General features: G+C 70.3%; 24 protein-coding genes. 10 read left to right on the forward strand and 14 right to left on the reverse strand.

All coding sequences use genetic code 11. The annotated features are described in order from the left end of the window. The first annotated feature begins 60 nt into the window (after nucleotides 1-60). Nucleotides 61-423 carry a DUF4395 family protein gene (locus tag NKG96_RS07880; protein ID WP_254537984.1) on the forward strand — a complete coding sequence of 121 codons (363 nt, stop codon included), beginning with the start codon at nucleotides 61-63 and terminating at the stop codon, nucleotides 421-423. Between the two features lie 6 nt (nucleotides 424-429). Here NKG96_RS07880 and NKG96_RS07885 read toward each other — a convergent pair whose 3' ends face one another. Beyond that, complete coding sequence (locus tag NKG96_RS07885) at nucleotides 430-1,266, reverse strand: hypothetical protein (RefSeq protein WP_254537985.1); 837 nt, start codon at nucleotides 1,264-1,266, stop codon at nucleotides 430-432. Between the two features lie 100 nt (nucleotides 1,267-1,366). On the opposite strand from NKG96_RS07885, the gene gatE reads away from it, so the two are divergent. Continuing rightward, entirely contained in the window at nucleotides 1,367-3,229 is a 1,863-nt protein-coding gene (gene gatE, locus NKG96_RS07890) for a Glu-tRNA(Gln) amidotransferase subunit GatE (protein ID WP_254537986.1), read from the forward strand. Nucleotides 3,230-3,235: 6 nt separating this feature from the next. Here the strand turns inward: gatE and NKG96_RS07895 are convergent, their stop codons facing one another. After that, nucleotides 3,236-3,979, reverse strand: a complete 744-nt coding sequence (locus tag NKG96_RS07895; RefSeq protein ID WP_254537987.1) for an RNA methyltransferase — start codon at nucleotides 3,977-3,979, stop codon at nucleotides 3,236-3,238. A gap of 79 nt (nucleotides 3,980-4,058) precedes the next feature. Continuing rightward, a complete protein-coding gene (locus NKG96_RS07900) occupies nucleotides 4,059-4,583 on the reverse strand; it encodes a DUF8114 family protein (RefSeq protein WP_254537988.1) in 525 nt (174 codons plus the stop codon). Between the two features lie 116 nt (nucleotides 4,584-4,699). Here NKG96_RS07900 and NKG96_RS07905 point away from each other — a divergent pair, with 116 nt between their 5' ends. After that, nucleotides 4,700-6,346, forward strand: coding sequence for a bacterio-opsin activator domain-containing protein (locus NKG96_RS07905; protein ID WP_254537989.1), 1,647 nt, complete (start codon nucleotides 4,700-4,702; stop codon nucleotides 6,344-6,346). Nucleotides 6,347-6,379: 33 nt separating this feature from the next. Here the strand turns inward: NKG96_RS07905 and NKG96_RS07910 are convergent, their stop codons facing one another. From NKG96_RS07910 to NKG96_RS07920, 3 genes are all read right to left on the reverse strand, one after another. After that, a complete protein-coding gene (locus tag NKG96_RS07910) occupies nucleotides 6,380-6,778 on the reverse strand; it encodes a DUF7344 domain-containing protein (RefSeq protein WP_254537990.1) in 399 nt (132 codons plus the stop codon). A 394-nt stretch (nucleotides 6,779-7,172) separates the two neighbouring features. After that, nucleotides 7,173-8,183 carry a M48 family metallopeptidase gene (locus NKG96_RS07915; RefSeq protein WP_254537991.1) on the reverse strand — a complete coding sequence of 337 codons (1,011 nt, stop codon included), beginning with the start codon at nucleotides 8,181-8,183 and terminating at the stop codon, nucleotides 7,173-7,175. A gap of 40 nt (nucleotides 8,184-8,223) precedes the next feature. Continuing rightward, nucleotides 8,224-9,249, reverse strand: a complete 1,026-nt coding sequence (locus NKG96_RS07920) for a M48 family metalloprotease (protein ID WP_254537992.1) — start codon at nucleotides 9,247-9,249, stop codon at nucleotides 8,224-8,226. Nucleotides 9,250-9,327: 78 nt separating this feature from the next. On the opposite strand from NKG96_RS07920, the gene NKG96_RS07925 reads away from it, so the two are divergent. Both NKG96_RS07925 and NKG96_RS07930 read left to right on the forward strand, forming a co-directional pair. Beyond that, nucleotides 9,328-10,449, forward strand: coding sequence for a dihydropteroate synthase (locus tag NKG96_RS07925; protein ID WP_254537993.1), 1,122 nt, complete (start codon nucleotides 9,328-9,330; stop codon nucleotides 10,447-10,449). Between the two features lie 165 nt (nucleotides 10,450-10,614). Further along, nucleotides 10,615-11,301, forward strand: coding sequence for a 6-hydroxymethylpterin diphosphokinase MptE-like protein (locus tag NKG96_RS07930; protein ID WP_254537994.1), 687 nt, complete (start codon nucleotides 10,615-10,617; stop codon nucleotides 11,299-11,301). Here the strand turns inward: NKG96_RS07930 and NKG96_RS07935 are convergent, their stop codons facing one another. Further along, a complete protein-coding gene (locus tag NKG96_RS07935; RefSeq protein ID WP_254537995.1) occupies nucleotides 11,302-12,273 on the reverse strand; it encodes a quinone oxidoreductase family protein in 972 nt (323 codons plus the stop codon). It abuts the gene before it with no gap. 115 nt (nucleotides 12,274-12,388) lie between these two features. Here NKG96_RS07935 and NKG96_RS07940 point away from each other — a divergent pair, with 115 nt between their 5' ends. Together NKG96_RS07940 and NKG96_RS07945 are read left to right on the forward strand one after the other, a co-directional pair. Beyond that, a complete protein-coding gene (locus tag NKG96_RS07940) occupies nucleotides 12,389-13,807 on the forward strand; it encodes an FAD-binding oxidoreductase (RefSeq protein WP_254537996.1) in 1,419 nt (472 codons plus the stop codon). Between the two features lie 131 nt (nucleotides 13,808-13,938). Continuing rightward, complete coding sequence (locus NKG96_RS07945; protein ID WP_254537997.1) at nucleotides 13,939-14,346, forward strand: GNAT family N-acetyltransferase; 408 nt, start codon at nucleotides 13,939-13,941, stop codon at nucleotides 14,344-14,346. 63 nt (nucleotides 14,347-14,409) lie between these two features. Here NKG96_RS07945 and NKG96_RS07950 read toward each other — a convergent pair whose 3' ends face one another. The 6 genes from NKG96_RS07950 to NKG96_RS07975 all read right to left on the reverse strand — a co-directional run bounded on the left by NKG96_RS07950 (nucleotide 14,410) and on the right by NKG96_RS07975 (nucleotide 23,305). Then, a complete protein-coding gene (locus NKG96_RS07950) occupies nucleotides 14,410-16,107 on the reverse strand; it encodes a thiamine pyrophosphate-binding protein (protein WP_254537998.1) in 1,698 nt (565 codons plus the stop codon). Between the two features lie 206 nt (nucleotides 16,108-16,313). After that, nucleotides 16,314-18,590 carry a TRAP transporter permease gene (locus tag NKG96_RS07955; protein WP_254537999.1) on the reverse strand — a complete coding sequence of 759 codons (2,277 nt, stop codon included), beginning with the start codon at nucleotides 18,588-18,590 and terminating at the stop codon, nucleotides 16,314-16,316. A gap of 4 nt (nucleotides 18,591-18,594) precedes the next feature. Further along, entirely contained in the window at nucleotides 18,595-19,656 is a 1,062-nt protein-coding gene (locus NKG96_RS07960) for a TAXI family TRAP transporter solute-binding subunit (protein WP_254538000.1), read from the reverse strand. A gap of 131 nt (nucleotides 19,657-19,787) precedes the next feature. After that, a complete protein-coding gene (locus tag NKG96_RS07965; protein WP_254538001.1) occupies nucleotides 19,788-20,789 on the reverse strand; it encodes a TIGR04024 family LLM class F420-dependent oxidoreductase in 1,002 nt (333 codons plus the stop codon). Then, the gene (locus tag NKG96_RS07970; RefSeq protein WP_254538002.1) at nucleotides 20,786-21,565 is read right to left on the reverse strand and encodes an SDR family NAD(P)-dependent oxidoreductase; all 780 of its coding nucleotides are present in this window, start codon (nucleotides 21,563-21,565) and stop codon (nucleotides 20,786-20,788) included. Before NKG96_RS07970 ends, NKG96_RS07965 begins: the two co-directional genes overlap by 4 nt. Nucleotides 21,566-21,649: 84 nt before the next feature. Beyond that, nucleotides 21,650-23,305 (reverse strand): hypothetical protein, encoded by a 1,656-nt coding sequence (locus NKG96_RS07975; RefSeq protein WP_254538003.1) that lies wholly within the window; start codon nucleotides 23,303-23,305, stop codon nucleotides 21,650-21,652. Nucleotides 23,306-23,442: 137 nt separating this feature from the next. Between NKG96_RS07975 and NKG96_RS07980 the strand changes: the two genes are divergently transcribed. From NKG96_RS07980 to NKG96_RS07990, 3 genes are all read left to right on the forward strand, one after another. Beyond that, the gene (locus NKG96_RS07980) at nucleotides 23,443-24,450 is read left to right on the forward strand and encodes an MBL fold metallo-hydrolase (protein ID WP_254538004.1); all 1,008 of its coding nucleotides are present in this window, start codon (nucleotides 23,443-23,445) and stop codon (nucleotides 24,448-24,450) included. A 30-nt stretch (nucleotides 24,451-24,480) separates the two neighbouring features. After that, the gene (locus NKG96_RS07985; protein WP_254538005.1) at nucleotides 24,481-25,626 is read left to right on the forward strand and encodes a S1C family serine protease; all 1,146 of its coding nucleotides are present in this window, start codon (nucleotides 24,481-24,483) and stop codon (nucleotides 25,624-25,626) included. A gap of 61 nt (nucleotides 25,627-25,687) precedes the next feature. Then, on the forward strand, nucleotides 25,688-26,386 hold the full coding sequence (locus NKG96_RS07990) for an HAD family hydrolase (protein WP_254538006.1): 699 nt from the start codon (nucleotides 25,688-25,690) through the stop codon (nucleotides 26,384-26,386). Nucleotides 26,387-26,426: 40 nt separating this feature from the next. On the opposite strand, the gene NKG96_RS07995 is transcribed toward NKG96_RS07990, so the two are convergent. Then, nucleotides 26,427-26,969 carry a DUF1684 domain-containing protein gene (locus tag NKG96_RS07995; protein WP_254538007.1) on the reverse strand — a complete coding sequence of 181 codons (543 nt, stop codon included), beginning with the start codon at nucleotides 26,967-26,969 and terminating at the stop codon, nucleotides 26,427-26,429. Nucleotides 26,970-26,990: the final 21 nt, after the last annotated feature.

The following is a 26,990-nucleotide window of genomic DNA, read 5'->3' on the forward strand; positions in this document are numbered from 1 at the left end:
ACGGCCCGCACCGCGAACGACCGCGAAACCGCCTTTCCCGCTACCGCCCTCCTCCCGACGATGGCTACGCTCACGTCCACCGACCGCCCGACGAGCGACGGTGTCGCTCTCGTCCTGAACCTCGCGGTCCTCTCGGAGTGGCGCCTCGACCTCTACGGCGTGCTCTGGAAGCGCGCGGTGGTCCCCGTCGTCGGTCGGCCCGCAGAGCGTGAACCCGCCGCGCCCCACCGCTTCGCGAAACTCGTGGGAGCGGTGACGACCGCCCTCGCGGGCGTCGCCCTCCTCGCCGGACTCCTGCTGGTGGGCTACGCGATTGCCGGGGTCGTCGCCGCGCTGGCGGGCCTCGCGGCCGCCACCGACGTCTGTCTCGGCTGTCGGCTCTACCGTCAGGTCTCGTTCTTCCGCCGCCTCGGCGTCGTCTGAGGCGGGTCAGGAACTCGCGTTCGCCTCGTCCCCTCCTCCCTCCGTCGCGCGAAGCGCCTCCCCGTACCACCCGGGCGGGGCGACCGTCGTCGCGTCGACGCGGTCGTAGGTCATCGTGACGCGGACGAACACGTCCTCGTCCTCGCGCGGTTCGACCCAGCGCGCCTCCAGCCAGACGACGAACGCGCCGTCGAGGTGCGCCTCCACCCGGTAGCGCTCGCCCTCGACGGTCCGCGAGCCACGCCCCCGGACGCGCAGGAGGCGCTTCCCGTCGCGGTCGACCGTCGAGAGCGTCGCGTTCGTCACGTCGAGGTAGCGGCCGACGGCCCGCCCCGCCTGCTGGGCGTGGGTCCCCGACCAGTTCCGCCACCGGGCGACGGTGCCTCGCTCGTACCGTGCGGTCCCGTTCTCGACGGTGCGGACGTAGCGCGTCGTCCCGTCGGCGTAGACCGCGGTGCGCTCCTCCCGGTCGAGGCCGTGTCCCAGCCACGCCCGCCTGACGACGCTGTCGTGGCGGTACAGTCCGGGACGGCGCACCCGGACGGACTCCTCGTGGCGCACGACGGGGAGGGCGTGTGAGTCACGCGCCCGCGCCTCGACGAGTTCGAGGGTGTAGGATCGACCGCTCAGTTCTTCGGCGTGCGCGCGCCCGAGCGCGCGGGTGTCGGTCACACCCGACGGTTCGACCCCCGCCGGCAGCGTCCCCTCGAACCCCGGAACCGCGGGGTCGTCCGCCGGGACGGGCGCCGGCGTCACCGTCGGGTCGGGGTTCACCGGCCCGAGGCCGCTACACCCCGCGAGGAGGAGGCTCGCGACGAGGGCGACGACGGCGGCCGGGTGCATACTGGTCGCTACGGCGGGCAGGTGCTAAAGCGCTGGCACCCCCTCCCCTGTGGTCCCGAGACTGCATCCTTTTTAGCCGACGACCCCGCACTCTCCCCCAATGAGCGACTCCGAACACGACTACGAGGCACTCGGCCTCGTGGCGGGGCTGGAGATCCACCAGCAACTCGACACCGCCACGAAGCTCTACTGCGGGTGCCCGACCGAGCGCCGGGAACCGGAGGAGGCGGTCCGGACGCTCACCCGCTACCTGCACCCCACCCGCTCGGAACTCGGCGAGATAGACGACGCCGCACTGGAGGAGAGCCGCGTCGACCGCGAGTTCGAGTACCTCGCGTTCGACACCACCTGTCTGGTCGAGGAGGACGACGAACCGCCCCACCGACTCGACGACGAGGCACTGGAGGTGGCCCTCGAAATCGCGCAGTTGCTCGACGCCACGCCCGTCGACACGGCCCACGTCATGCGGAAGATCGTCGTGGACGGCTCGAACACCTCGGGGTTCCAGCGCTCGTCGCTGGTCGCCACCGACGGCCAGATAGAGACGAGCGAGGGGCCGGTCGGCATCGCCGACATGCTCTTGGAGGAGGAGTCGGCGGGCCGCGTCGACGAGACCGACGAGGGGGTCGTCTACTCGCTGGACAGACTGGGCATCCCGCTCATCGAAATCGGCACGGACCCGGACATCCGCTCGCCCGAACAGGCCCGCGAGGCGGCGGCGCAGATCGGGATGCTCCTGCGTTCGACCGGGCAGGTCAAACGCGGGCTGGGGACCATCCGGCAGGACGTGAACATCTCCATCGCGGAGGGCGCCCGCGTCGAACTGAAGGGCGTCCAGAGCCTCGACGACATCGACGACATCGTCCGCAACGAGGTCGCCCGACAGGTCGCCCTCGTGGACATCCGCGACGAACTCGCGGAGCGAGGGGCGAGCGTCGGCGACCCCAAGGACGTCACCGACGTGTTCACTGATTCCGAAAGTGGCATCATCGCCTCCGCGAACGCCGTCCTCGCCGTCCCGCTCTACGGGTTCGACGGTCTCGTCGGTCGGGAGATTCAGCCCGACCGCCGACTGGGGACCGAACTCTCCGACCACGCCAAGCGCTCGGGCGCGGGCGGCATCTTCCACACCGACGAACTGCCCGCCTACGGCGTCACCGAGGGGGAAGTCGACGCCCTGCGCGACGCGGTGGGTGCGAGCGAGGAGGACGCCGTCGCCCTCGTCGCCGCCTCCGCGTCGGTCGCCGAGAGCGCCATCGACGCCGTCGTCGAACGTGCCGAGGCGGCCATCGCGGGCGTCCCCGAGGAGACGCGTGGCGCGAACGATGACGGCACCTCCCGGTACCTCCGACCGCTCCCCGGCGCGGCCCGGATGTACCCCGAGACGGACGTCCCGCCCGTCGAACTGGACATGACCGAGGTGGAGACGCCGGAGCTGCTCACCGAGAAGGTGGCGCGCTACGCCGCCGAGTACGGCCTCGACGAGGGCCTCGCCGAGCAGGTGGCCTACGGCCGCCGGATGCCCGTCTTCGAGGCGGCCGTCGACCGCGGCGTGGACGCCACCCTCGCCGCCGGCACCGTCGAATCGACGGTGACGGAACTCCGACGCGACGACGTGCCCGTCGGGAACCTGCGCGAGGAACACTTCCTCGCCGTCCTCGACCGCGTCGAGTCCGGTGACCTCGCGAAGGAGGGCGTCGGGGAGGTCCTTCGCGTCCTCGCGGAGAACCCCCACCTGTCGGCGGAGGAGGCCGCCGAGGAGGCCGGACTGGGCGGCGTGGACGACGAAGAGGTCCGTGCCACCATCGTCGAGGTGGTGGAGCGAAACGAAGAACAGGTCGAGGAGCAGGGCATGGGGGCGTTCTCGGCGCTGATGGGCGAGGCGATGGGCGCACTCCGCGGGAAGGCGGACGGAGAAGTCGTCAGTTCCGTCCTCCGCGAGGAGATACAGAAGCGCGCCTGAATCCGACTATTCCCCTTCCTCTCGGTCGCCCGGCAACCCGTACCTGAGGCCGTCCTCCGCCTTCCGGAAGACGCCTCGAAGCGTGCTGACCTCCCGCGTCGTCGGGTGGGCGCGCCCGAGCAGTCGTCGGAACAGGCGTTCGGTCTTCGGCCGGCGCGAGTCCTCGTGTCGGAGGGCGTCGAGGAACGAGGCGAACTGGTCGTGCAGGCCCTCGATGTCGCCTTCCGGAGCGCGTTCGATGGCGTCGGGCAGTTGGGTCTCCTCGACGGTCAACTCGCGGAGTTCGTAGAGGACCACGGTGGCCGCCTGTCCGAGGTTGAGGACGGGGTACTCGGCGCTCGCGGGGATGGCGCACACCTCGTCGATGCGTTCGAGTTCCTCGTTGTGCAGGCCGACGCGTTCGCGCCCGAAGACGAGGCAGGTGTCCGTCTCCACCCCCCGAAGCGACTGGGCGAGGTCGGCGGGCGTCGTGAAGGGATAGCGGATGTGTCGGCGGTGGTCCTCGTTGGTCGTCGCCGTCGTTCCGACGGTGTGGTAGTGCTCGACGAGGTAGTCGAAGCTCACCTTGCGGGCGTTCGGGAGGACGTCCTCGCGGGCGTGGCCGGCGAAGCCGTACGCCTCGCCGTCCGGGTCGAGTTCCGGCGGGTCCACGAGGAGGAGGTCCTCGAACCCGAAGTTCTTCATCGCGCGGGCGATGGTGCCGACGTTGCCCGGCGTCTCCGCGTCCACCACGGCGACCGAGATGCTCATCGGTGCGGGTTGCCGGCCGAGGGGGAAAAGCGGCGCGTCTCGCCGCGCTCCGGGTCGTTCCCGGCGACCCGGTCGAGCGTCAGATGTCGAGGTCCGAGAGGTCGATGTCCAGCGCCTCGCGCTCCTCGTCGGTCATGTCGGCGAGTTCCTGTTCGAGGTCCGGGAGGTCCTGACTGGGGTCCGGCTGGACCACCGAGTCGGGGTCGGTGTCGACGTGGTCCATCCCGCCGTAGTCCTCCGGTGCGCGCCCGCCGTCGTCGAACCACTGGTGGAAGGCGTTCTGCATGAGGCGGTTGCCCGCGAGGTCGCTGCCGTCCTCCTCACGGAACCAGTAGAGGAAGTCCGCCTCGTGGTCGTTACAGAGGAGGACCTCGCCGAGGGGTTCGCCGTAGACCACGCGAGCCTGCTTCGAGCGTTCCTTCTCCTCCTCGCCGTGAATCAGCCAGCAGGCGTCACAGGGTTTGTTCACGAGCGTCGCCAGTCGCGCGATGCGCTCGCGGGCCTCCTCCGGCATCTGCGCGAGCGGTCGTATCGCCCCGTCGTCGTCGAGGACGGCCTCCTCGTCGAAGCGCCACCCCCGGAGACCGATGCTGACCTTCGCCATACCCGAGCTATCCGTCGGGGCGTGAAAAGGACCCCGTTCCTCGGACCCGGTGCGTGTTGACACAGTGTATTTACGTTCGGATAATCGAGTGAAACTATCACACCCATCACACACCCATGACGGGCACAGACGACCACGAGGTGGCGGCCGCGGTCGACCACCTCGGAGCGCCTCCCCAGTTCGCACCGCTCGCCCGCAGCGGCCTCGACCTCCTGCCCACCGAACTCGCCATCGTCGACGCCTCGGGCACTATCGTCTACACCAACCGCGCGTGGCGGGCGTTCGGCGAGGCTAACGACTTCGACGACGCCGACTGCATCGGCGTCAACTACCTCGCCGTGTGTGACGCCAGCGACGACGACCGGGCGGCCGAGGCGGCGACGGGCCTCCGTGCCACGCTCGCGGGCGACCGACACGACTTCTCGCTCGGCTACCCGTGTCACGGCCCCGACGAGCACCGCTGGTTCACCATGCGGGCGGTGCCGTTCGCCCACGAGGGCGAGCGCTTCGCGCTCGTCGTCCACCTCAACGTCACCGACCAGAAACTCGCCGAACTGCGCGTCCGCCGGCGCTCGGAGGACTTCCGGACGCTCGCGGCCGTCGGCGACCTCGTGCGCGACGTCGTCCGGTCGCTCCTCGACGTCGGGTCCCGGACGGCCGTCGAGGAACTCGTCTGCTCTCGCCTCGGCGAGTCGTCGTTCTACGAGGGCGTCTGGACCGTCGAGCGCGACGTCTCCGACGGCGGGTTGACCGTCCGCACGGGGCCGGACCTCTCTGTGGCCGAGCGCTCGGGCGTCGAGTCGCTGACGTCGACCGCTGTGGCGGACAGCGGCGTCGGGGCCGCAATCGAGGCCGGGGGCCCCGCCGTCAGGCGCGACCCGTCCGACCCCGTCCTCGGGGCGCTGGACACCGACGCGTACCTCGCCGTGCCCATCGTCAACCGCGGGAGCACGTTCGGCGCGCTGGTCGTCCACCCCCCGTCGGCGTCCGAGTACCAGCGCACCCGCTTCGACGACTGGGAGGCGGCGGCCCTCGGCGCACTGGGCGAGACGATGGGGTACGCCACCGCCGCCATCAGGAGCCAGAAGCTCCTCGCGGGCGATGCCGTCCTCGAACTGGAGTTCGGCGTCGCCGACGAGTCCTCGTTCCTCGCGTGGGTCTCGGGACAGGCCGACTGCACCGTCAGCCTCGACGGGTTCGTCCCCGTCACCCGTGGGGCGGCCGTCGCCTACCTCGCCGTCTCGGGAACCGAACCCGAACGGTTCGTCGCCCTCGCAGAGGAGTCGCCCGCTGTCGACAGCGTCCGGCACGTCACGGAGCGCGGGGACGTCCACCTCTTCGAGTGCGCGCTCGAGCGCTCGCCGCTCGTGGAACTCGCCACGCAGGGGGTGAACGTCCGCTCGGCGACGGCGAGCGACGGCGGCCTCCGCACTGTCGTCGAGGCGGAACCGAACGCGGACGTCCGGGCGCTAACGAACGCCCTGGCCGCCGCCTACCCGGACTCGAACCTGCTGGCGCGGCGCGACCGCGACCGGGCGGCGGACACGAACCGGGCCGACCCGGCGGAGGACGCGGGCCTCACCCACCGCCAGTCGGAGATGGTGGAGGCGGCCTACCGCGCCGGCTACTTCTCGTGGCCGCGCGAGAGTTCCGGCGAGGCCATCGCCGCCTCCTTCGACATCTCTCCGCCCACCTTCCACCAGCACCTGCAGGTGGGGTTGAACAAGCTCCTCGGGTCGCTGTACGAGGCGTCGGAGGAGTAGTCCCACCGGTCCCGGCCAGGTCGGGCCGTCGGTTCAGGCGTGGTCTTCCGCGAACATGTGGACGCCCTCGACCGTCGCCAGACAGGACATCGTGACGTCGAGGTGTGCGGCCGGCCGCACGTCGCCCGTCTCCGGGTCGTAGTCGACCACGTCGGCGTCGTCCAGTGTGGGGAGGTGGACGTGGTGGAGGGACGTCTCGAGGTGACGGTCTTCCTCCTCGTCACCCGTCCCCATCGCGCTCACGAGGTCCGTCCGGTCGACGTCCTCCTCCTGGTCGACGAGCCAGCGGACGATGCGACGGCGCTCCTCGTCGGCGAGGACGTCGAACAGACCGTCGAGGCCGAGCGACGGCTGGACCGGCTCGTCGGTGGAGGGCGACGGCGTCGTGTTTCCGCGCGGTTCCACGTCAGTTCGCGTGCCACGTCCCGACATTCGACTCTCGCTACTCTGGAGAGTGAGATAGCAGTCCCGCCCAAAGGATTAGGGAATTTCCGATTACTGTCCTCAGTGTGTGAAAATCGCCAGCCTGGAGGTCTCTGTCGGCGATATCACTCGCTCGTGCCTTCTGTCGGCCGTTCGAGGGCGCGAAGGCGGTCGACCCGCTCCCCGGTCGGGGGTGGGTCGCGAGGACGCGCGCCCGGCCGGGAGCCAGAACCCCCGCCCCCGAACTCCCGTCGGTGGCCGGTTCCGCGATGGCGAGGGTGGCGAGGTGCGAGCGTCGCCACCAGGACGGTCGAAACGGAGTCGAGGAGCGCCGCAGCCATCTCTCTCTAGAGGGAACGGTCGGGGGACCAGGCCACTCTCGATGTCGGCCCCGACCGACGAGTCACGGGCCCGCGGCGTCGTTCGACAGGCGGCGAAGGCGGGCGATCCGCTCGTCGGTCGGTGGATGAGTCGCTCGCAGAGGCCGGAGGTAGTTCACGGTCACGTACCGTCGGAGGCGGCGGACCGGGTGTCTGATGCTCCACGCGATGGGCCGACGCTTCTCCCACGTGAGCTTCGGGCCGGGGTCGTCCTCGGGTGCCGGGACGACCGAGAGGGCGGCGAGTCCCTCCTCGCGCGCGTCGAGTTTCGGAGCCGTAGTGGCGTCGTGGGCCAGCGTTTCCAGCGCACTCGCGAGGGGTGCGGGGTCGCCGAGGAGCGCCGTCGCCCCCCGGTCCGCGGCGAGTTCACGGCTCCGGGACAGCGAGGCGACCAGCGTCCGCCCGCCTGCCCAGAACAGGAACGACCCGATGGCGACGCCGACGAGCGCGAAGTGGACGCCGGCAGTGCTCTGGAGCACGTGTGCGAGTTTCCGGGCGCTCGCAAGCGGTAGCTCCACGAGGGTCATAACTGCCGCGTCGCGGTTCTTCACGTGGGCGAGTTCGTGGGCGACGACGGCCTCTAGTTCCCGGTCGTCGAGTGCGTTGAGCAGCCCCGTCGAGACCACGAGTTCGGCGTCGTCCGTCGAGAGCCCCGTCGTCATCGCCAGCGGCGTCTCGCGGTCTGCGACGTACACTGCCGGCACTGGGAGGTCGGCGGCCTGTGCGAGTCGCGTGACCGTCGCGTGGAGGGCGGGGAACTCCCCCGGCCCGACCCGCTCGGCGTCGAACGTCTTCGCCGCGTCCTGCCGGAGGGCGCGCCGGAGCAGGACGCCCCCCGAGACGAGGGTCGCCACCGCCCCGACGGCGACCAGTGCGGGCGTCGGGACTGCGAGGCCGACGGCGCCGGTGAGCCACGCCAGCCCCCACGCGAGCAGGAGCGCGATAGCGGCACCGAAGGCGAGTGTCAGCGCGGCGAGGGCGAGGAGGGTCAGCGCCATCCGTCGCCGGAGGGAGGGGTCCGGGGACCGGTTCATACTTCGACGTACCCGGGCACCGACATAACGGTTCGGCTCACTACCGTTCGTTCGCGCGTTCGAGCGCCCGGAGACGGGCGAGTCGCTCGTCGGTCGGCGGGTGGGTGTGATAGACCTTCCGCGCGAGCCAGCGTCGTTCGTAGGCGAACAGGTCGTCCCCGTCCACCGCCGCTCCCGCGTCCGTCGGGAGGATGGAGAGCGCCGCGGCCACGTCGCTGCGGTGTCGGCCGTCGCGTGCAGGTCGCCGGGAGCGCGCCGAATCGAGCGTCCCGAGCGCACTCGCGAGGGCCGACGGGTCGCCGGTGATGGCGACGGCACCCCGGTCCGCGGCCACCTCGCGGGCCCGCGACAGCGAGGCGACCAGCGCGCGGCCGAGGACACCCGTGGTCGCCCCGACGAGGTAGACCAGCAACGACGCGGCGTCCTCGTCGGCCGCCTCCCGGTCGGCGAGCGCCCTGGCCCCGGCGACCGGGAGCGAGGCGAGAGTCATGACCGCGGCGTCGCGGTTCTTCACGTGGGCGAGTTCGTGGGCGACGACGGCCTCCAGTTCCCGGTCGTCGAGGGCGTCGAGCAGCCCCGTCGAGACGACGAGCGTCGTCGTCTCGGGACGGTAGCCGACCGAAAGCGCCTCCGGCGCGTCCACGGGACGGACGCGGACGCTCGGCGCGGGGAGGCCCGCCTGCTGGGCGCACCGTCCCACGAGGGGTGCGAGTCGCGTCCGTTCGGCCCCGTCGGGGCGACGGGCGTCCAGCGACGCGAGGACCATCCCGTCTCCGCGGAACTCCCGCACGACGAGTCGAACGGTGGCGACGAGGAGCGTGAGGGCGGCGAGGAGCACCGCCACGCCGAGGGCGGCGGCGGCCACTCCGCCGGGGACCGCAGCGAGGGAGTAGCCGAGGGCGTCCGCGAGCAGTCCTCCCGCGAACGCGAGGGCGGCGAGGAGGAGCAGGGAGGCGACGACGAGGAGGACGAACGCGCTCCCGGCGAGCAGCGCCGCTACCCCCGCGAGGAGGACGAGCGTGAGCGCCATCCGCGCCTGCAGGCCTCGGTCCGGTCGCCAGTACACGAGTCAGAATAGTTCGAATCCGTGAATAACCCTTCGCCGATCGCACCGGCTATGAGTCGCCCACCCCTCCAGTCCGGTATGCGAAACGTGGACGCGGCGGGCCTCGGCATCGGCGACGACCACCCACCGCGCATCATGGGTGTGCTCAACGTCTCCGCCGAGTCGCCGTACAAGCCGAGCGTCTTCGACGACCCGGGCGAGGCGGCGCAGTTCGTCGACGAGTCGCTCGTCGGCGAGGGGGCCGACATCGTGGACGTGGGCCTCGAATCGGCGAACAAGCGCTTCGAGGTGCTCTCGGCGGAGGGCGAACTCGAACGCCTCGACACCGCCGTCGAGACCATCGAGTCGGTCTCCGGCGACCCCGTCTTCTCCATCGAGACGCGCTACCACGAGGTGGCCGAGGCCGCCCTCGACCGTGGGTTCGACATGGTCAACGACATCTGTGGGTTCGCCGACCCCGAGATGCCCCGCGTCTGCGAGGAGTACGACGCCGCCGTCGCCAAGATGGCCTCGCCGCCGGACCTCGAACGACCCGGCGCGGTCGAGGAAGTCGACGACATCTACGACGCCCTCTCGCTCAACGGCTTTACGGACAAGACCATCGTGGACCCCGCCTTCGGCGGGTGGTCCGAGGACAAGACGCTCGCACACGACCGCGAGACGTTCGAACGTCTCCGGGAGTTCCGCGGCCTCGGACGGCCCATCCTCGTCTCCATCAACCGCAAGAACTTCCTGCGCGACATCGCGGGGCGCGACACCGAGGGGGCGCTGCCCGTCTCGCTGGCCGCCACCGCGATGGCCGTCGAACGCGGCGCGCACGTCGTCCGCACGCACGACGTGGCCGAGACGCGCGACGCCGCCCTCGTCGGGGAGGCGTTCTCGCGTCACCGGGTCCGCGACCCGACCGTCGAGGAACTGGACGTGACGACCGAACGCGAGGCCGAACGCCACCTCGACCGGGTCGGCGGCGACTCCGACGCGGCGGCGCACGCCGTCACCCGCGTCTTCGAGGTGACGGGACTCACGGCCGACGAGCGAGAGACGCTCTCGGCGCTGGCTGTCGAACACGGGGCGCGGTACGTGCCCGGCGAGCGGGGCGGCCTGCTCGTCGGGACGCCCGGCGCGCTCCGGGGACTGTCCCGTGACCTCCCCGACGCACTGGATGCCCTGTCCGGGGTGCTCCGCGAATCGGTCGAGTGAGTGCCGTTCGCACGAGGAGTCGCGTCATACGTCCGTCCGACAAACACTCAGCAAGTAAGAGAAAACTTATGCCGCACCCGCCGGAACCGAAGGATGCGAGCCGGTCGGTCACACGGGTAGGGGTACTCGTGACCGCCCGGCCCATCGATATTTGTTCCCGATAGCATGCACTACACAGCGTGGGAACCCGTCTACGAGGCGATTCTGGCCGACTTCGGCTTCGGGCGGGCGGCCGACGAACGCGCCCGCGACCGGCTCGCCGACCTGACCAACGCGTTCGATAAGGAGCGCTTGCAGGGGCTAAACGGGTCGTTCGTCGCCGTCGTCGGGGCCGCTCCCTCCCTCCCCGAGGACCTCCCGCTGGTCCGCGAGGCGGAGTACGTCGTCGCCGCCTCCGCGGCCGCGGATGTCTGTCTCGATGCCGGTATCGACGTGGACCTGATGGTGACGGACCTCGACAAGAACCCGGGGACCGCCGTGGAGCTGACCCGCGAGGGCGTCCCCGTCGCCGCCCACGCCCACGGCGACAACCTCCCCGCCGTCGAGGAGTGGGTCCCCCGTATGGACGGGGAGTGGGTCCTCCCGACGACGCAGGCCGAACCGGTCGGCGGGGTCGAGAACTTCGGCGGGTTCACCGACGGCGACCGGGCGGCGTTCCTCGCGGACCACTTCGGCGCACGGGAACTCGTCTTCCCCGGGTGGGACTTCGACGACCCGAGCGTGGACCCCACGAAACACAGGAAACTGGTCTGGGCCGAGCGGTTGCTCCGGTGGCTGGAACTCCGCCGCGGGGAGGCGTTCGCCGTCCTCGACGGGCGGCGCGACGGTATCGACCTCGGGTGGCTTCCCTGATCAGGGAACGAGGACGACCTTCCCGCTCGACTCGCGGTTCTCGATGTACTCGTGGGCCTCGGCGGCGTCCCCGAGGTCGAACGTCTCGCCGACGATTACTTCGAGGGTACCGTCGGCCAGCATCTCCGTCAGGGGTCCGACGGCCTGCATGACCCGCTGTGGGTCGCGGGCCATCCCCTGCCCGAGGTGGTAGCCGATGACACGCTGGTTGTTGAACAGGAGAGTGGCGGTGTCGGGGTGGCCCGGTTCGCCGCTGGCCGCGCCGTAACTGACCATCCGCCCGAAGTGCGTGAGGCAGGTGAGGCTCTCCTGGGTCGTCTCGCCGCCGATGCCGTCGAGGACGAGGTCCACGCCGTCGCCGTCGGTGAGGTCGTTCACCCGCGCGGCGAAGTCCTCCTCGGTGTAGTTTATCGGGTGGTCCAGTCCGAGGTCCGAGGCGAGGTCGAGTTTCTCACGACTGCTCGCGGTGCCGAACGTCTCCGCGCCGGCCTCACGCGCTATCTGGACGGCGGCGGTCCCGACGCCCCCTGCGGCGGCGTGGATGAGGACCGACTCGCCCTCCTCCAGTCCGCCCCACTCGTGGAGCACGTTGTGCGCGGTGAGGAACTGGACGGGAAAGCCGGCGGCCTCCTCGAAGGACATCGACTCGGGGACGTCGAACAGGCCGCCCGCGTCCGCGACGGCGTACTCGGCGTAGCCGCCGCGCCCGACCAGCGAGACGACGCGCTCGCCTTCCTCGCGGTCGACGCCCTCGCCGACGGCGTCGACGACGCCCGCGACCTCCATCCCAGGCACGTACGTCGGTTCCGGGCCGCCGTGGTAGTGGCCCCGCCGCTGCATGATGTCGGCGAAGTTGACGCCCGCGGCCCGCACCTCGATGCGGACCTGCCCCTCGCCGGGGTCCGGCACGTCCCGGTCCACGACGTTCATCGTCTCCGTCCCGCCGAACTCCGTGATCTCGATGGCTCGCATACGCGATGGTCGGACCGCGGTGAGATAAAAGCGGGCGACGCGGCTATCCCGACCGCCTCCACGATCCCCGTGTGACGCGCTAGACTTAACCACCCGGCGACCCCGACGTGAGCGTATGACACACGACTGCTCGTTCCTCGAAGACCTCGACGTCGCCGTCTCCTTCGAGGAGGGCGACCGGACCGACCACTCGGCAGACTGGGGGACGGAGGGGAGCGACCGCGCCGTGGTGCCGGACGCCGTCGTCCGTCCCGAGACCACGGAGGAGGTCTCGCGCGTCCTCGCGGCCGCCGACGAACGCGGCGTTCCCGTGACGCCCTACGCCGCCGGGACGAGTCTGGAGGGTAACGCCGTCCCCGCCCACGCGGGCGTCAGCATGAACCTCATGGAGATGAACGAGGTGCTGGACGTGCGCCCCGACGACTTCCAGATAGACGTCCAGCCGGGCGTGATGGGCTCGGCGGTGAACGAGGCGGTCGAGGGCCACGGGCTGTTCTTCCCGCCGCTTCCCTCCTCGGGCAACCTCTCGACCATCGGCGGGATGATCGCGAACGCCGCCAGTGGGATGCAGACCGTGAAGTACGGCGAGGTGGGTGACTGGGTGCTCGAACTCGAAGCGGTGCTCGCCGACGGGTCGGTCGTGAAGGCGGGGAGCAAGGCGGTCAAGACCTCCAGCGGCTACGACCTCAAGCACCTCCTCGTCGGGAGCGAGGGGACCCTCGGCGTCGTCACGCGCGCCACCCTCGAACTGGAGGGCCTCCCGGAGCAGATTCGCGGCGGGCGGGCCATCTTCCCGACGCTGGAGGACGCCGCCGAGGCCGTCTTCGACGCCGTGCGCTCGGGCGTGGACGTCGCCAAGATCGAACTCATCGACGGGACGAGCGCCGAAATCGCCAACGCGTACCTCGACACTGGTCTCCCCGACGCCCCCATGACGTTCATCGAGTTCCACGCCAACCACGGCATCGAGGAGGAGATAGACTTCTGTAAGGCTATCTTCGAGTCGCACGACGTCCAGCGCTTCGAGATGGCCGAGGAGGAGGACATGGACACCCTCTGGCAGTCGCGAAAGGAACTGGCGTTCGCCCTCCGGGCGTGGGACCCGGACCTCGAACCCCTCCAGCCAGGCGACGTGACCGTCCCCATCAGCAAACTCCCCGAGATCATCGCCTACGCGAAGGACCTCGAAGCCGAGTACGGCATACCCGTCCCCTGCTTCGGGCACGCGGGCGACGGCAACGTCCACTACACCGCCCTCGTCGAGAAGGGGAATCCGGAGGCGCGGAAGGCCGGCAAGGAGGTGTACACGCGCGTCGTGGAGAAGGCCATCGAGTTCGGCGGGACCGCCACGGGCGAACACGGCATCGGCCTCGGCAAGCGCGAGTACATGGACCTCGAACACGGCGAGGCGAGCGTCGAGGCGATGCGCCGCGTCAAGCGGGCGCTCGACCCCAACGACACGCTGAATCCGGGGAAGATATTCCCCGAGACGGCAGACGGCGAGCGGATGCGGACGGCGGAGGCCGACGACTGAGACCGGAACCGGCGAACTCGGCCGAACTGGACTCTCGATGGGTTCGATGAACGACTGTGGACCGTCGTCGTCTCCAGGCGTGGTACCACGCATCGAACAGCTTCATCCGCCCCGGTCCGTCATGCGGGGGCATGAACGCCCGCGAGTTGACCGACGACGAGCGACGGGAGGCGGTTCCGGTCCTCCGCCAACTCTGGAGCGACGCCGACCCCGAGGAAGTACTGGAGTGGACGGGTGAGGAGGAGTATCACCTGTTGGGCGGGTTCGTCGACGGCGAGCTAGTCGGCGTCGCGGGGGTGCTCGTCGCGCACGTCCTCCACCACGTCCGTCACGCGTGGCTCTACGACCTCGTCGTTGACGAATCCCGGCGGGGAGAGGGACACGGGTCGGCGCTGCTGGCGGCCGTCGAGCGGTGGGCCGACGACCGGGACTGTGACGCCGTCGCGCTGGCGTCGCCACTGGAGCGGGAGGGCGTTCACCAGTACTACGAGAGCCGGGACTACGAACGGTGGGGGTACGTCATCGAGAAAGACCTCTGAGCTCGCCGCGTTCGTCGCCGTTCGTGGCTGCTGTAGGGGCGCGTGCCCGTATTCGGCCGACCGTCAGTCGTGGACCATGACGTCGAGCACCACCGGCCCGGGGGTCCCGACGGCGTCCTCGAACGCGCCCGCGATATCGTCGGCGCTCTCGACCAACCGCCCCTCCGCGCCGTGGCTCTCGGCGTTCTTCGGGATGTCGATGGGCGGCTCGAAGTCCATCCCGACGAAGGTGTGGTCCTCGTCGGTCCCGCCGAACAGGGCGTTCGTGTTGTCCTTGAGGATGCGGTAGTTGCGGTTGTCCGAGACCACCACCGTCAAATCGAGGTCGTAGCGCGCCGCCGAATAGAGCGAGTGGGGGTAGTAGAGGTACGAGCCGTCGCCGACGTACCCCACCACGTCCCGGGGGTCGTCGCGTTCGCTCTCGGCGAGGGCAGCCCCGACGCTGGCCGGGAGGCCGTAGCCCAGTCCCCCGCCCTTGTTCGAGATGAACTGGTTCGGCTGGAGGGGCCAGCGGAGCATGAGCGGGTACTTCGAGGTGACGCCCTCGTCGACGATGTAGGCGTCCGGGGCGACCGACCCCATGGCGTCGACGAGTTCGGCCTTCGAGGCGCGCGTGTCGCCTTCCTCGGCGTCGCCCGCGCCGACGCCCGCGAGGGTGCCGGCCATCGACTCCTTCAGTTCCATCACGTCCTCGATGCGGCGGTCGCGTTCGCCGTCGTCGAGTCGTTCGCGGACGAGGCCCGCGAGTTCGCCCATCACCTCGCCGGGGTCGCCGACGACGGCGGCATCCGCCTGGTACAGTTTTCCCACCTCGTCGGCGTCGTTCCCGACGTGGACGCAGGCCGCCTCTGGCGGGACGAGGTCGGACTCGTGGGGGAGGAGCGTGGTGTTGGTCGAGGTGCCGACGAACACCAGCGTGTCGGTGTTCAGGAGCATGGAGGCGAACTCCTCTCTGGGCGGCACGAACGAGAGCCACTGGTCGTGGTCGCCGGGGAAACTCACCTCGCAGGCGAGCATCTCGCCGTGGACGCGCGCCCCCGTCGCCTCGGCGAGTTCGACGGCGGCCTCCGCCCCGCCTGCCCGCGCGACGTGGTCGCCGAGGACCAGCACCGGATTCTCCGCCTCGACGAGCAACTCGGCGGCCTCGGCTATCTGTGCGGCGTCGCCCCGCCCCGCCGTGGGAATCGCGCCGAGCGGTTCCGGTGTCTGTTCCGTCTCCGTCATCATCACGTCCGCCGGGAGCGAGAGGAAGACCGGTCCCATCGGGGGTGTGAGCGCGATGCGGAACGCCCGACGCAGGAGGAGGGGGAGGGCGTCGACGGAGGTGACCTCCGCGCTGAACTTGCAGAACTGCTGGACCAGTTCGAGAAGGTCGCCCGAGAGGATGGGTTCCTCGTGGCGGAAGTCGAGTTCGTGGTTCCCGGCGGTGACGACGACGGGCGCGCCGGTCATGCTCGCGGCGTAGACGTTGCCCAGTCCGTGGGCGAGGCCGGGCGTGACGTGGAGGTTCACGACGGAGGCGGGCATCACCTCGTCGTCGTCCTGCGCGTGGTAGCGCTTCGTCTGGGCGTAGCCGCCGGCCATCCCCACCGCGATGTCCTCGTGGAGGCCGAGGACGTACTCCAGTTCGCTGTCGCCCAGTGCCTCCATGATGGGGAGTTCGGTCGTGCCGGGGTTGCCGAACAGGTGGGTGACGCCGTACCGTTCGAGGATGTCCACGAACAGGTCCGCGCCGGTGTAGTCCTCGGGGGTGTCGGTCATGGAGGAACTGTGCGACGGGGGGACGATATAGCTGTGTGTTATCGAACGACGCGGGCGAGGAACATCGATGTCAGTCGCCGCGTCCCGGTCGTCCGGGGACGGGCGGGCACCCGCGCCGTCGAGTCTCGGGTCGGGTGCGTCCCCCACCGGGCGACGAGCGACGGACCCGGACTGGAGAGTCCGTCACCGGGTCGGGTGGACCCGGTTCAGCGCCCGACGTTCTCGCTCGTCCCGGAGAGGGGCAGGCGACCCATCTGGGCGAGTGCGAGGCCCGCGACGGCCAGCAGTGCCGCCGCGGCCTGCACGACGAGCATGGGCGCGTACAGCGCGGCCACCGAGAGCGTGAAGTACGCGATTCGGTGGCCCCAGCCGAGTTCGTGGGTCCCGTCGTAGGCCGTCGTCGCCGTCACCAGCGCCACCACGCCGACGAAGACGATGACGGTGTAGATGGGCGTCGCCGGCAGTTCCCAGTAGACGAGACTCGGGTTCGCGACCAGTGCGAACGGGATGAGGAACCCGGGCGCGCCGATTCGGAGCGCCTGGAACCCCGTCTGCATGAAGTTCGCGTTCGCGATGCGCGACCCCACCGCCACCGCCACCGCGACGGGCGGGGTGATGGCCGACAGCATGGCGAAGTAGAACACGAACAGGTGGGCGATGATCTCCGGCACGCCCACGTCGATGATACCCGGCGCGACGAGGATGACGACGAGGATGTACGCCGCCGGCGTCGGCATCCCGAGGCCGAACAGGATGGACAGGAACATCGCCATCACGAGGACGGCGATGAGCACCCCGCCGGCGAGGCCGACCATCCGGATGGATATCTTCTGGGCCAGTCCGGTCTGCGTGAGCATGCTGATGATGATGCCCATCGCGGCGAGGACGCCGACGAGGGGCGACATGTCCACCGCGCCGTCGCGGAGACCCTTTACCGTCCCCGTCGTCGCGTTGACCAGCCCCCACAGCGGGGAGTCGTCGACGACGAGGCGGCGGACGAAGATGGTCGCCACGAGGGTGGCCGCCGTGTACAGGCCCGCCGAGAGCGGCGTCAACCGCATCACGACGAGCGTGTAGACGAGGACGGCCATCGGGACGGCGAAGTGCGCCCCGGAGAAGAACCCGGCGACGGACCCGCCGAAGTCCTCGCGGACGGCCGTCGTCCCCGACTGGGTGACGAGCGACTGGACGAAGCGCGCCGCGAGCATCGCCGCGAGGGCGGCGGCGCCGGCGACCAGCGCACCCGCGAACCCGCGGACGACGACGAACGCGGCGGCGGCGACGAGGAGGTAGCCGATGGTGAACAGCGTCCCCCTGCTGAACAGGGTCTGGGCGAAGCTGTTGCCCGAGCGGTCGCGTTCGGTCGTCCAGCCGAACCGGAGGACGACGAACTGCACCGCGATACCGACGCTGAAGTAGAACAGCAGCGCGGGGATGATGGCCGCCTGGATGATGCGAACGTAGCCCACCTGCAGGATGTCGGCCATGATGAACGCGGCGACGCCCATCACGGGCGGCATCATCTGCCCGCCCGAGGAGGCGACGCTCTCGATGGCCGCCGCGAAGTCGTCGCGGACGCCCTGACGCTGCATCATCGGGATGGTGAAACTCCCCGTCGTGGCGGTGTTGGCCGCCGCGCTGCCCGTGATGGACCCCATCGCCATGCTGGAGACGACGGCCACCTGCACGACGCCCGACCGCATGCGCTTGCCGACGCTCTGGCCTGCGTCGAGGATGTAGTCGAGTGCGCCGAACGTCTTCGCCATCCCGGCGAAGATGATGAAGATGGCGACCCACGTCGTCCCGACGCCGAGGATGAAGCCGTAGGTCCCCGAGAGGCCGATGGCGCCGTAGCGGGCCACCTCCTGCCACGACATGCCGGTGTGGCCGAGGAAACTGGGGAGCCACGGGCCGGCCATCGCGTAGGCGATGGCGGCGGCGACGACGCTCGTGATGGCCCACCCGTAGGCCCGCCGGGTCGCGTCGGCGACCAGGAGGACGATCACCGCTCCCACGAGGAAGTCGGTGTCCGTGTAGCCGATGACGACGGCGTCGTTCAGCAGGCGGTCGAAGTTCGTCTCGACGTAGTAGGCCGCACCGAGGATGAGGACGGCCTCGACGACGGTGACGACCCAGTCGAACGACCCGCCAACAGTGCGCGCCCGCGCCAGAATCGAGTCCTGCGGGGCGCGCTCGCGGTCACGGTACGCCACGACGTCGTCGGTCCCGTAGCGGTGTTTCAGCGCCTCGTAGAGGAAGAACAGCGCCATGCCGAGGCCGAGGAAGATGTTGGAGTGGCGCACCCGGACGAACACGAGCGTGTTCGCGTAGTAGAAGGTGTAGGCACTCAGGACGATGGCCAGCGTGGCGATGACCCCGCGGAGCGTGAGTTCGCCGCGGGGACGGTCGAACCACCCGCGCACCGCCGCGCGGACGTCGTCCATCCCCGAGAGACCCTCGGAGACGTCAGTTGACGTGCTCATGAGGTCACTCTTCGCCGCGGGTGAACTCGTCGCTCCAGATGCCGATCTCCTCGTAGAAGTCGGCCGCCGCCGGGTGGAACGGCATGTCGTAGGCGTTCTTCAGGAAGTACCCCTCGTCGGCCAGCGGCTTCAGCAGGCCGTGGAACTCGCCGAGGCCCTCGCGGTTGGCGTGGAGCGTCTCGAGGTAGCTGTAGACCGCGTCGTAGCTGAAGTCGTTGCGCACGATGAAGTTGTACGACAGCGAGGGGGCGGTGAGCGTGTCAGGCTTGTAGCCGAAGCCTTCGAAGTCGCTCGTATCGATCTCCGTGACGAGCAGCGAGCCGTCCTCCTCCAGTTTCGCCGTGATGTCGTCCGGCCAGTCGAGCAGGCGGAGGTCCACAGTGCCTTTCATCTCCTGGAGCCAGCCGGGTTCGACCGAGAAGTTGACGAACGTGCCCGCGCCGACGTCGAGGCGACCCTCGCTCATCGCGCTGGCCTGTCCGCCGTAGTCCACGCTGATGCGCTCGTAGTCGTCCGTGACGTAGCCCAGGGCGTGTTCGAGCATCTCGGCGGTGCCCGACCCGCGGGGCGTCGGCGAGACGCGACTGCCCGACTCGATGTCGGTGACGCTCTTCCAGCCGTCGTTCGCGCTACAGAGGAACCAGCCGAGGTCGTAGAGGTGGTGGACCTGGTTGGGGGTAAAGGAGAGGTCCGCGAAGGGGTCCTCGCCGTTGCGAATCTTCGCGGCGGTCCAGTTCTGGATGTAGGCGATCTGCGCCTCCTCGCGGTTGAGGCGGCCGACGTTCGCGTTCGTCCCCTCGCTGGGGCGCGCGTCGACACGCACCGCGTCGCTGTTCTCGTTGACCGTCGCGGAGATGCCCTGGCTCATCGCGTAGGCCGCGGTGGTCTCCGTCGACGTGAGCATGACCATGTCCGTCGCGCCGCCCGACCCGCCGGAGCCACCGGACCCGCCCGACCCGTTCCCGCCGCCGCCGTCGCCGCCCGTACAGCCGGCCAGCGCTGCGGCGCCGGCGACGCCGGCGGTCTTGAGGAATGTTCTCCGATGGAACCTGTTGCTGTCTGCCATGGAGGGAACTACCAGTTGACGCTTAAATCAGCTTCCAATTCAACATCGTTCGCCGCAACTCGGAAAGTTACCCCGACTGTTAATGTGTATAGTGTTACCACGAACAGTGGCAATTGGTGTCTCGGGACTCGCTAGGGTGCCAGCGCGTCGATGGTCGCCGCGATCTCCTCCTGTGTCGCCTCGCGGGGGAAGGAGATCGACACCGCGTCCACGCCGTCGAGGGCGGCGAACGCCTCGACTCGCTCGCGGGCCTCGTCGGGCGTCCCGGCGACGGCCAGTTCGTCGAGCAGGTCGTCGTCGATGGCCTCGGTCGCGCGTTCGCGCTCGCCGTCGTTCCACGCGTCGTAGACGGTGTTCGCCGTCTCCTCGTACCCCTGCCGGGCGAGGTTGTCGCGGTAGAACGTCCCCATCCCGCCGACGTAGAAGGCGGTGTGCTGGCGGACGATGTCGCGGGCGCGCTCCCGGTCTTCCAGGGCCGCGCAGGTCAGCGACAGCGTCACCTGCAGGTCGTCGGGGTCGCGGTCACCCAGTTCCGCGCCGCGTTCGAGGTCCTCGGTGCGGTCTTCGAGGCCGTCGGGCGTGAGCATGAGGGCGTGCCAGCCGTCGGCGAAGCGTCCGGCGAGTTCGACGGCCTTCGGCCCCATCCCGGCCACGTCGATGGACGGGGCGGGGTCGGGGGCCGCACAGCGCAGGCGGAAGCCGCCGAGTTCGAACTGGTCGCCGTCGTAGCGCACCTCCTCGCCCGTCATGACCTGCCGGACGATTTCGACCGTCTCGCGGGTGCGCTTGAGCGGGTTGCCGTACTCCACGCCGTGCCAGTTCTCGATGACGATGGGACCGCTCGGCCCGAGACCGAGGCGGAACCGCCCGTCGCTGACCTCCTGGAGCGTGGCGGCCGTCTGCCCGACGAGGGCGGGCGACCGCGAGTACAGCGGCATGATGCTCGTCCCGATGCCTATCGACTCGGTCTCGCGGGCGATGCTGGTGAGGACGGTCACCGCGTCCCGGCCCCACGTCTCGGGGAGCCACGCCCGGTCGTAGCCGAGGTCCTCGGCACGCTGTGCCTGTTCGACCAGTGCCTCCACGCTCGGCTGGGCGGCCACCGGCAGGAAGACGTCGCGGTCCGCGCTCATACCTCGACGCTCTCGTCGATTCGGGGCACGCCCTGAATCTGGATGGTCTCGCCAACGATGTACGAGGAGGCGGGCGAGGCGAGGAACTGCACGAGGTCCGACACCTCCTCGCTCAGCCCCATGCGCCGGTTCACATCGCTCCGGTCCACGTCGTCGGCCTCGACGCCCATCTGGCTGGCGACGCCCGGCGTGGCGACGAACCCGGGGGCGATGCAGTTGACGCGCACGTCGTCGCTCGCCCACTCGTAGGAGAGCGTCGTCGTCAGGTTCACCACGGCGGCCTTCGCCGCGCCGTAGTGGCTCATGTACGGCGACCCGCGCGTGCCCGCGACGCTCGCGAGGTTGACGATGACGCCCCCGTCGCCGTCGCGCATGTGTTCGCCGACCGCCTGCGAGCAGTGGTACGTCCCGTGGAGGTTGATGTCCACGATGGTCTTCCAGCCGTTCTCGCTGATCTCCTCGAAGTTGGCCATGAACGACGCCCCGGCGTTGTTGACGAGGACGTCGACGCCGCCGAACTCCTCGACGGTCGCCTCGACGAGCGCCTCCACGGCGTCACGCTCGCGCACGTCGCACTCGACGGCGATGGCCCGACCCGCGGCGTCGGACTCGTTGATGCCGTCGGCCACCTCGTCGACCTTCTCCTGGGACCGGGAGGTGACGACGACGTTCGCGCCGTCCTCGGCGAACCGTTCGGCGGTGGTCCGACCGATGCCCTGTGAGGACCCCGTGATGATGGCCGTCTCGCCGGCGACGCTGAACTGTTCCGTCGTCATCGCGTCTCACCTTGTGTTACCATTGTTCACGCGAACAACCGTGCGCCGTTACATTAGTCCAGCGGTTAGCGCGATACGCTAACGCTACCCCTGCCAGGTCGCCTGAACGGAGGTGTTGTGGTAGTCCTCGCGGTAGCGCACCGAGAGAGTGTTCAGCGAGGCGCGCGACGGAACGCCGTACATGAGCGTCCCCCGGAACAGCTGGCCGTAGCGCGTGTCGCCGCTCACGTCGAAGTAGCGGATTCGCGGGGCGACCGACTGGTGGGCGTGGTCCACCTCGTAGGTCGTCCCGTCCACGACGACGTCGAAGGAGTCCTCCTGTGCGACGCGCGCGTCGTCGCGCCCGGCGCGCGTCGCCACGTCCACGAGGAGGAACTTCCCGTCGCCCACGTCGGCGGGTCGCTGGGTGCGCCGCACGACGCGCTCGACGGGTTCGGTCGGCCCGCCGCTGGTGTTGTTCCCGCCGGGGGCGGGCGTCTGGGGCGTCTCCGTGACCGTCACCTCGTACTCGTAGCTGTCGATGAACCGCGGGTTTCTGACGACCGCGGTCGACCCGTCCGCGATGGTCACCTGCTCGCCGAAGGGAACGGTAAGCGGTTCGAACGTCACGTCGCGCTTCGCCTCGAACGGCAGGGCGCGCCACCGCGCCGGGTCGACGAACGGCCACCGGGTCCGCCCGGTGAACGTCCGGGAGGCTCCCGGTTCGAGGTACGCCTCCTGAACGCTGCTCGGCCGCCAGCCCCACCCCTCGGTGCGGTAGTGGACCGCCCCGCGGTAGGTCCCGCCCACCTCGCTGACGTTGCGGACCCGGAGTTCGTAGTTCACCGTCCCGACGGACTGCTGCTGGGGCACCTCGAAGGCCTCCAGTTCGAACTCGGGGAAGGGGTCGGCGGCGGGGAGCGACCACTGCTTCTCGGGGGCGGAGTCGAGGTCCCCGTCGGTCTGCCAGCCGAGCGCCGGCCCCCCGAGCGCCCGGTTCCGCGTCAGTTCGACGACGACCCACCCGGTGGCGGACGCGCCGGGGGCGACGGCCCGCCCGACGAGCGGTCGGCCGTCGACCCGGATGGCCGAGAGGTCCTCGCCCTCCACCTCGACCAGGACCTCCCCGTCTTGCACCGAGAGGGTCGCGGGGTCGAGGGCCGCCTGCTGGTCGCCGACGTTCTTCACCGTCCCGCGGACGACGGCGAGCGCCTGGCTGGGTGCCGTCCACATGAGGTCGGTGATGGTCCGCGAGCGCTCCTTGTACTGGTAGAAGAGGTCGGGCTCGTAGGCCACCTCCGAGAACGTCACCTCCAGCGGGCCGACCGTGAGCGGTTCGCCGAGTTCGGCCGTCTCGCCGGCGACGTTGACCGTGGCGAACACGTCCGCCCCCTCCAGTCGGAACCGGTAGCGCCCGGCGCTGTCGAAGGTCAGATCGACCTCCTGACTCCCGCGTTCGCCGGCCGCGACGCTCTCGATGCGGACGTCGGTCGCGAAGTCGAGGCCGCCCTCGATGGCGACGAGGCGGTCGGTGAACGTGCCCGGTTCACTGCCGTAGTTGAACGCCGATACCGTGAGGGTGGCCGTCTCGTCGACTGTCACGCCGCCGAGAGACTGCACCACCACGTCACCGAACTGCGCGGGGCCCGCGACGGTGGTGAGCCGCCGGGAGGACATCGACGGACGGGTGTCCTCGCCACACCCGGCGAGCGTTCCGGCCGTCCCGACGCCACAGAGTGTGAGGAACCGTCGTCGTTTCATTGTTGGTCGTCTGTCACCCTGCGGGCACTAAGTTAAGCAGTGCCCAACGGCCCCCTCCGGTCGGCAGGCACCGGCTACCCGACCGGCCCGGCCACGGAGGGAACGGTTTATCCTCGGGCCGTCCGACGGTTCTCCCGATGGACGGGCACGCCGACACGTCGAGCGTCCACCGCATCGAGTACCCGGTGGACTGGCCGCCGGGACACGTCGCCAGCTACCTCGTCGAGTGCGAGGACACCCTGACGCTCGTCGACGCCGGGATGCCCGGCCCCCAGTGCGAGTCGGTCCTCCGGGGGGCACTCGCCGACCGGAACTTCGACGTCGCGGACCTCGACTGCCTCGTGCTCACCCACCCGCACGTCGACCACGTCGGGCAGGTCGGGACGGTCCTCGACGAGGCCGACCCGACCGTGTACGTCCCCGCCGGCGTCGGGGACCGCTTCGAGCGCGACCTCGACGACCTCGAGACCGCAGTGCGCGAGACGGCGACGGCGGCGGGCCTGACCGACGACCAACTGGAGGGGGCCGTCTCGATGGCCGTCGAGTCGCTCCGGCGCAACCGGGGACTGTTGCCCCCCGAACGGGTCGACCACTGGGTGCGCGAGGGCGACCCGTTCGAGGTCGGCGGCACCCGCGTCGAGCCGATTCACACCCCCGGCCACCAGGCCGACCACTGCTGTTACCACCTGCCCGAGTCGGGCGTCCTCGTCGCCGGCGACATGGCCATCGAACCGTTCCGGCCCGTCGCGCTCCACGCCGGCCTCGACCGCGAGGTCGACGAGGCCATCGACGCCTTCTACGCCGCACTCGACCGACTGGACGACCTCGCGGAGACGGACGACCCCCGGCGCGTCCTCCCCGGGCACGGCCCGGCCCACGCGGACCTCGCGGGCGTCGTCCGGCGCGACCGGGAATCCCTCGACCGGATGCTCGACCGGACCGTCGAGGCCGTCAGAAACGCCGACGAACCGCCGTCGGCACTCGACGTGACCGAGGGCCGCGTCCGCGACCGGGGTATCGAGTACATCGTCGCCGAGGTGGTCGGCGCGCTCCGCCACCTCGAATCGGCGGGCCGCCTCGAGAGCGAGACGGTCGACGGCGTGCGCCGCTACTCGCTCCCCGAGGACGCCTCGCCCGCGCCGTAGCCTTTTGTCGCACCCGCTCGTCTCACCGGCATGACTGATTCGATGCGGCGGCGGGCGGTCCTCGGCGTCGTCGGGTCGGCGCTCGCGGCCGGGTGCAGCGGATTCGGCGGGTCGGACTCGCCGGACGATTCGTCGGCGACGACGGATGCGCCCACCGAGTCCGGGGGGACCACGTCCCCGACGGTGACCCGGTCGCTCTCGACGGCCCGCGCCGAGAGCGTCTACACCGAAGTCTATCGGGACGTCTCGCCCGCCATCGCCCAGGTGGTCGTCGGGTCGGGGGGACAGGGGACGGGGTTCGTCGTCGACGACCGCCACCTCGTGACCAACTACCACGTCGTCACGCCCGGCGTCTCCACCGGGTCGCCGACCGGTCCCGCCGCCGAGGAGGTGTCGGTGCGGTTCGAGGACGCCAGCCAGCGCGCCGCGCGGGTCGTCGGCCGCGACATCTTCGCCGACCTCGCGGTGGTGCGCGTCGAGGACCTCCCCGACGGCGCCGCCCAGGTCTCGTTCGCCGACCGCGACCCCGTCATCGGACAGGAGGTGGTCGCCATCGGCAACCCCTACGGGTTGGCGGGGTCGGTGTCGGCGGGCATCGTCAGCGGGACGGACCGCCTCATCCCGAGTCCCGCGGGGGTTCCGATACCGGACGCCATCCAGACGGACGCGGCAGTCAACCCCGGCAACTCCGGCGGTCCACTCGTCGGCCTCGGGGGCGACGTCCTCGGCGTCGTCAACTCCGGCGGCGGCGACAACATCGCGTTCGCTATCTCCGCCCCCCTCGCACGCCGGGTCGTTCCCGCGCTCGTCGAGTCGGGTACCTTCGAACACTCGTTCGTCGGCGTCTCGCTGACGGAGGTGACCCCCACCGTCGCGCGGGCGAACGACCTCGCGGCCGACCGCCCGCGGGGCCTCATCGTCCTCCGGACCGTCCCCGGGAGTCCCGCCGAGGGCGTCCTGCGCGGGAGCAGTCAGGAACAGGTCGACGACGTCACGGTCCCGGTCGGCGGCGACGTGGTCCTCGAACTCGGCGGGCAACCCGTGGACACGCTGGAGGCGTTCTCGGCGTATCTCGCGCTGGAGACCAGCCCCGGCGACACCGTCGGGGTGACGGTCCTGCGCAACGGCGAGCGCCGGACCCTCGACGTGACGCTCACGGACCGCCCGGCCCCCTGAGGGGTCGGCCGCCTTCGCGCGAACCCGTAGGCTCATCCCGCTCGGCCTCCCCTCTCCGCCCATGACGGACTACGAGGGCGCGTTCTTCGACATCGGCGGGGTCCTGCTGGACCTCGCCTCCGTGCGGGCGGGTTACGTCACCTTCCTCGACCGGTTCGCCGAACGCGAGGGTATCGCCGACAGCGACGCCCTCGCGGACGACTGGCGGTCCGCGCTCGGCGCGTACTTCTCCGGGCGGGAGGGCACCGAGTACCGGCGCGCCCTGCCGGGCTACCAGCGAGCAATCGAGGAAGCGACGGGCCGCGAGGTGGCGGAAGCGGAGTGGCGGCCGCTCTTCGAGGAGGCGACGGCCGAGCACATCCGACCCGTCGACGGGGCCGTCGAGGTAGTGGAGGCGCTCGACAGGGCGGGCGTCTACCTCGGCGTCATCAGCGACATCGACACGTGGGAGGCCGAACGGATGCTCGGGCAGTTCGGCATCTGGGAGCGCTTCCATCACGTCACCACCTCCGAGGCGGTGGGCCGGACGAAACCGGACCCCGCGATGTTCGAGGCGGCGCTCTCGAAGGCCCCCGTCGCCCCCGGCGATTCGCTGTACGTCGGCGACCGCTACGACCACGACATGCGCGGCGGGAAGGAGGCGGGCCTCGTCACCGTCGCCTACGGCGAGGAGGCGACCGACGGCCCGGCCGAGAACGTCGACTACGTCGTCGAGGACTTCCGCGAGATTCTGGACATCGCGGGCGTGCGTCGGGAGTAGTCGTCGCGAGTCGTCAGTAATCGTCGCGAGTCGTCGCGGGTCAGTAGTCGGCGCGTTCGCCGGCTTCGATGGGGACGTCGAGATGGTTCTCGCTCGGGACGAGCGGGCACTCGTAGCGCTCCGAGTAGAGGCAGAAGGGGCTGTACGCGTCGTTGAAGTCGAGCACCCAGGAGCCGTCGGCCGCGCGGTCCTCCGGTTCGAGGTCGAGGTAGCGCCCGCCGCCGTAGGTGGTCTCGCCGTTGGTCGCGTCCGTGAACGGGACCCAGAGGCGGCCGTCGTCGGCGTCGGCGCGATAGGCCGTCAGGGTGTACTCCGACCCGTCGAGCGAGAAGCGGAACTCGCCCCACCGGAGGTAGGTCCGCCGGCCGTCCGTCGTGGTCTCCACCTCGAGTTCGTCGTGTTCGTCGAACTCGTGGAGGGGGAGTTCGAACCGGTAGTCCTCGTCCGGCGGGTAGTACGAGAGGCCGTCGAAGTCGCCGCGCTGGCTCGCCGGGATGGGCGAGCGCGGGTTCTGAGCGAAGTACTCGTCTTTCTGTGTGCGCTGGCGCTGGAGGTCCGCCGCCCACTCCTCGTGTTCGTCCATGGCGTTCGTGAGGCGGCGGGA

Source organism: Halomarina litorea (assembly GCF_024227715.1).
In the GTDB taxonomy this organism is placed as follows: Archaea; Halobacteriota; Halobacteria; order Halobacteriales; family Haloarculaceae; genus Halomarina; species Halomarina litorea.

Excerpts from the sequence above, each read along its gene's own strand:
- NKG96_RS07935 (WP_254537995.1), bottom strand. The coding sequence starts at position 12,273 with ATGCGAGCCATCGAGATCACGGAGTTCGGCGGGACGGAGACGATGAAC.
- gatE (WP_254537986.1), top strand. The coding sequence starts at position 1,367 with ATGAGCGACTCCGAACACGACTACGAGGCACTCGGCCTCGTGGCGGGG.
- NKG96_RS07955 (WP_254537999.1), bottom strand. The coding sequence starts at position 18,590 with ATGAGCACGTCAACTGACGTCTCCGAGGGTCTCTCGGGGATGGACGAC.
- NKG96_RS07960 (WP_254538000.1), bottom strand. The coding sequence starts at position 19,656 with ATGGCAGACAGCAACAGGTTCCATCGGAGAACATTCCTCAAGACCGCC.
- NKG96_RS07915 (WP_254537991.1), bottom strand. The coding sequence starts at position 8,183 with ATGAACCGGTCCCCGGACCCCTCCCTCCGGCGACGGATGGCGCTGACC.
- NKG96_RS07895 (WP_254537987.1), bottom strand. The coding sequence starts at position 3,979 with ATGAGCATCTCGGTCGCCGTGGTGGACGCGGAGACGCCGGGCAACGTC.
- NKG96_RS07980 (WP_254538004.1), top strand. The coding sequence starts at position 23,443 with ATGGACGGGCACGCCGACACGTCGAGCGTCCACCGCATCGAGTACCCG.
- NKG96_RS07975 (WP_254538003.1), bottom strand. The coding sequence starts at position 23,305 with ATGAAACGACGACGGTTCCTCACACTCTGTGGCGTCGGGACGGCCGGA.
- NKG96_RS07925 (WP_254537993.1), top strand. The coding sequence starts at position 9,328 with ATGCGAAACGTGGACGCGGCGGGCCTCGGCATCGGCGACGACCACCCA.
- NKG96_RS07945 (WP_254537997.1), top strand. The coding sequence starts at position 13,939 with ATGAACGCCCGCGAGTTGACCGACGACGAGCGACGGGAGGCGGTTCCG.
- NKG96_RS07910 (WP_254537990.1), bottom strand. The coding sequence starts at position 6,778 with ATGTCGGGACGTGGCACGCGAACTGACGTGGAACCGCGCGGAAACACG.
- NKG96_RS07900 (WP_254537988.1), bottom strand. The coding sequence starts at position 4,583 with ATGGCGAAGGTCAGCATCGGTCTCCGGGGGTGGCGCTTCGACGAGGAG.
- NKG96_RS07985 (WP_254538005.1), top strand. The coding sequence starts at position 24,481 with ATGACTGATTCGATGCGGCGGCGGGCGGTCCTCGGCGTCGTCGGGTCG.
- NKG96_RS07965 (WP_254538001.1), bottom strand. The coding sequence starts at position 20,789 with ATGAGCGCGGACCGCGACGTCTTCCTGCCGGTGGCCGCCCAGCCGAGC.
- NKG96_RS07940 (WP_254537996.1), top strand. The coding sequence starts at position 12,389 with ATGACACACGACTGCTCGTTCCTCGAAGACCTCGACGTCGCCGTCTCC.
- NKG96_RS07885 (WP_254537985.1), bottom strand. The coding sequence starts at position 1,266 with ATGCACCCGGCCGCCGTCGTCGCCCTCGTCGCGAGCCTCCTCCTCGCG.
- NKG96_RS07880 (WP_254537984.1), top strand. The coding sequence starts at position 61 with ATGGCTACGCTCACGTCCACCGACCGCCCGACGAGCGACGGTGTCGCT.
- NKG96_RS07995 (WP_254538007.1), bottom strand. The coding sequence starts at position 26,969 with ATGGACGAACACGAGGAGTGGGCGGCGGACCTCCAGCGCCAGCGCACA.
- NKG96_RS07930 (WP_254537994.1), top strand. The coding sequence starts at position 10,615 with ATGCACTACACAGCGTGGGAACCCGTCTACGAGGCGATTCTGGCCGAC.
- NKG96_RS07905 (WP_254537989.1), top strand. The coding sequence starts at position 4,700 with ATGACGGGCACAGACGACCACGAGGTGGCGGCCGCGGTCGACCACCTC.
- NKG96_RS07970 (WP_254538002.1), bottom strand. The coding sequence starts at position 21,565 with ATGACGACGGAACAGTTCAGCGTCGCCGGCGAGACGGCCATCATCACG.
- NKG96_RS07950 (WP_254537998.1), bottom strand. The coding sequence starts at position 16,107 with ATGACCGACACCCCCGAGGACTACACCGGCGCGGACCTGTTCGTGGAC.
- NKG96_RS07990 (WP_254538006.1), top strand. The coding sequence starts at position 25,688 with ATGACGGACTACGAGGGCGCGTTCTTCGACATCGGCGGGGTCCTGCTG.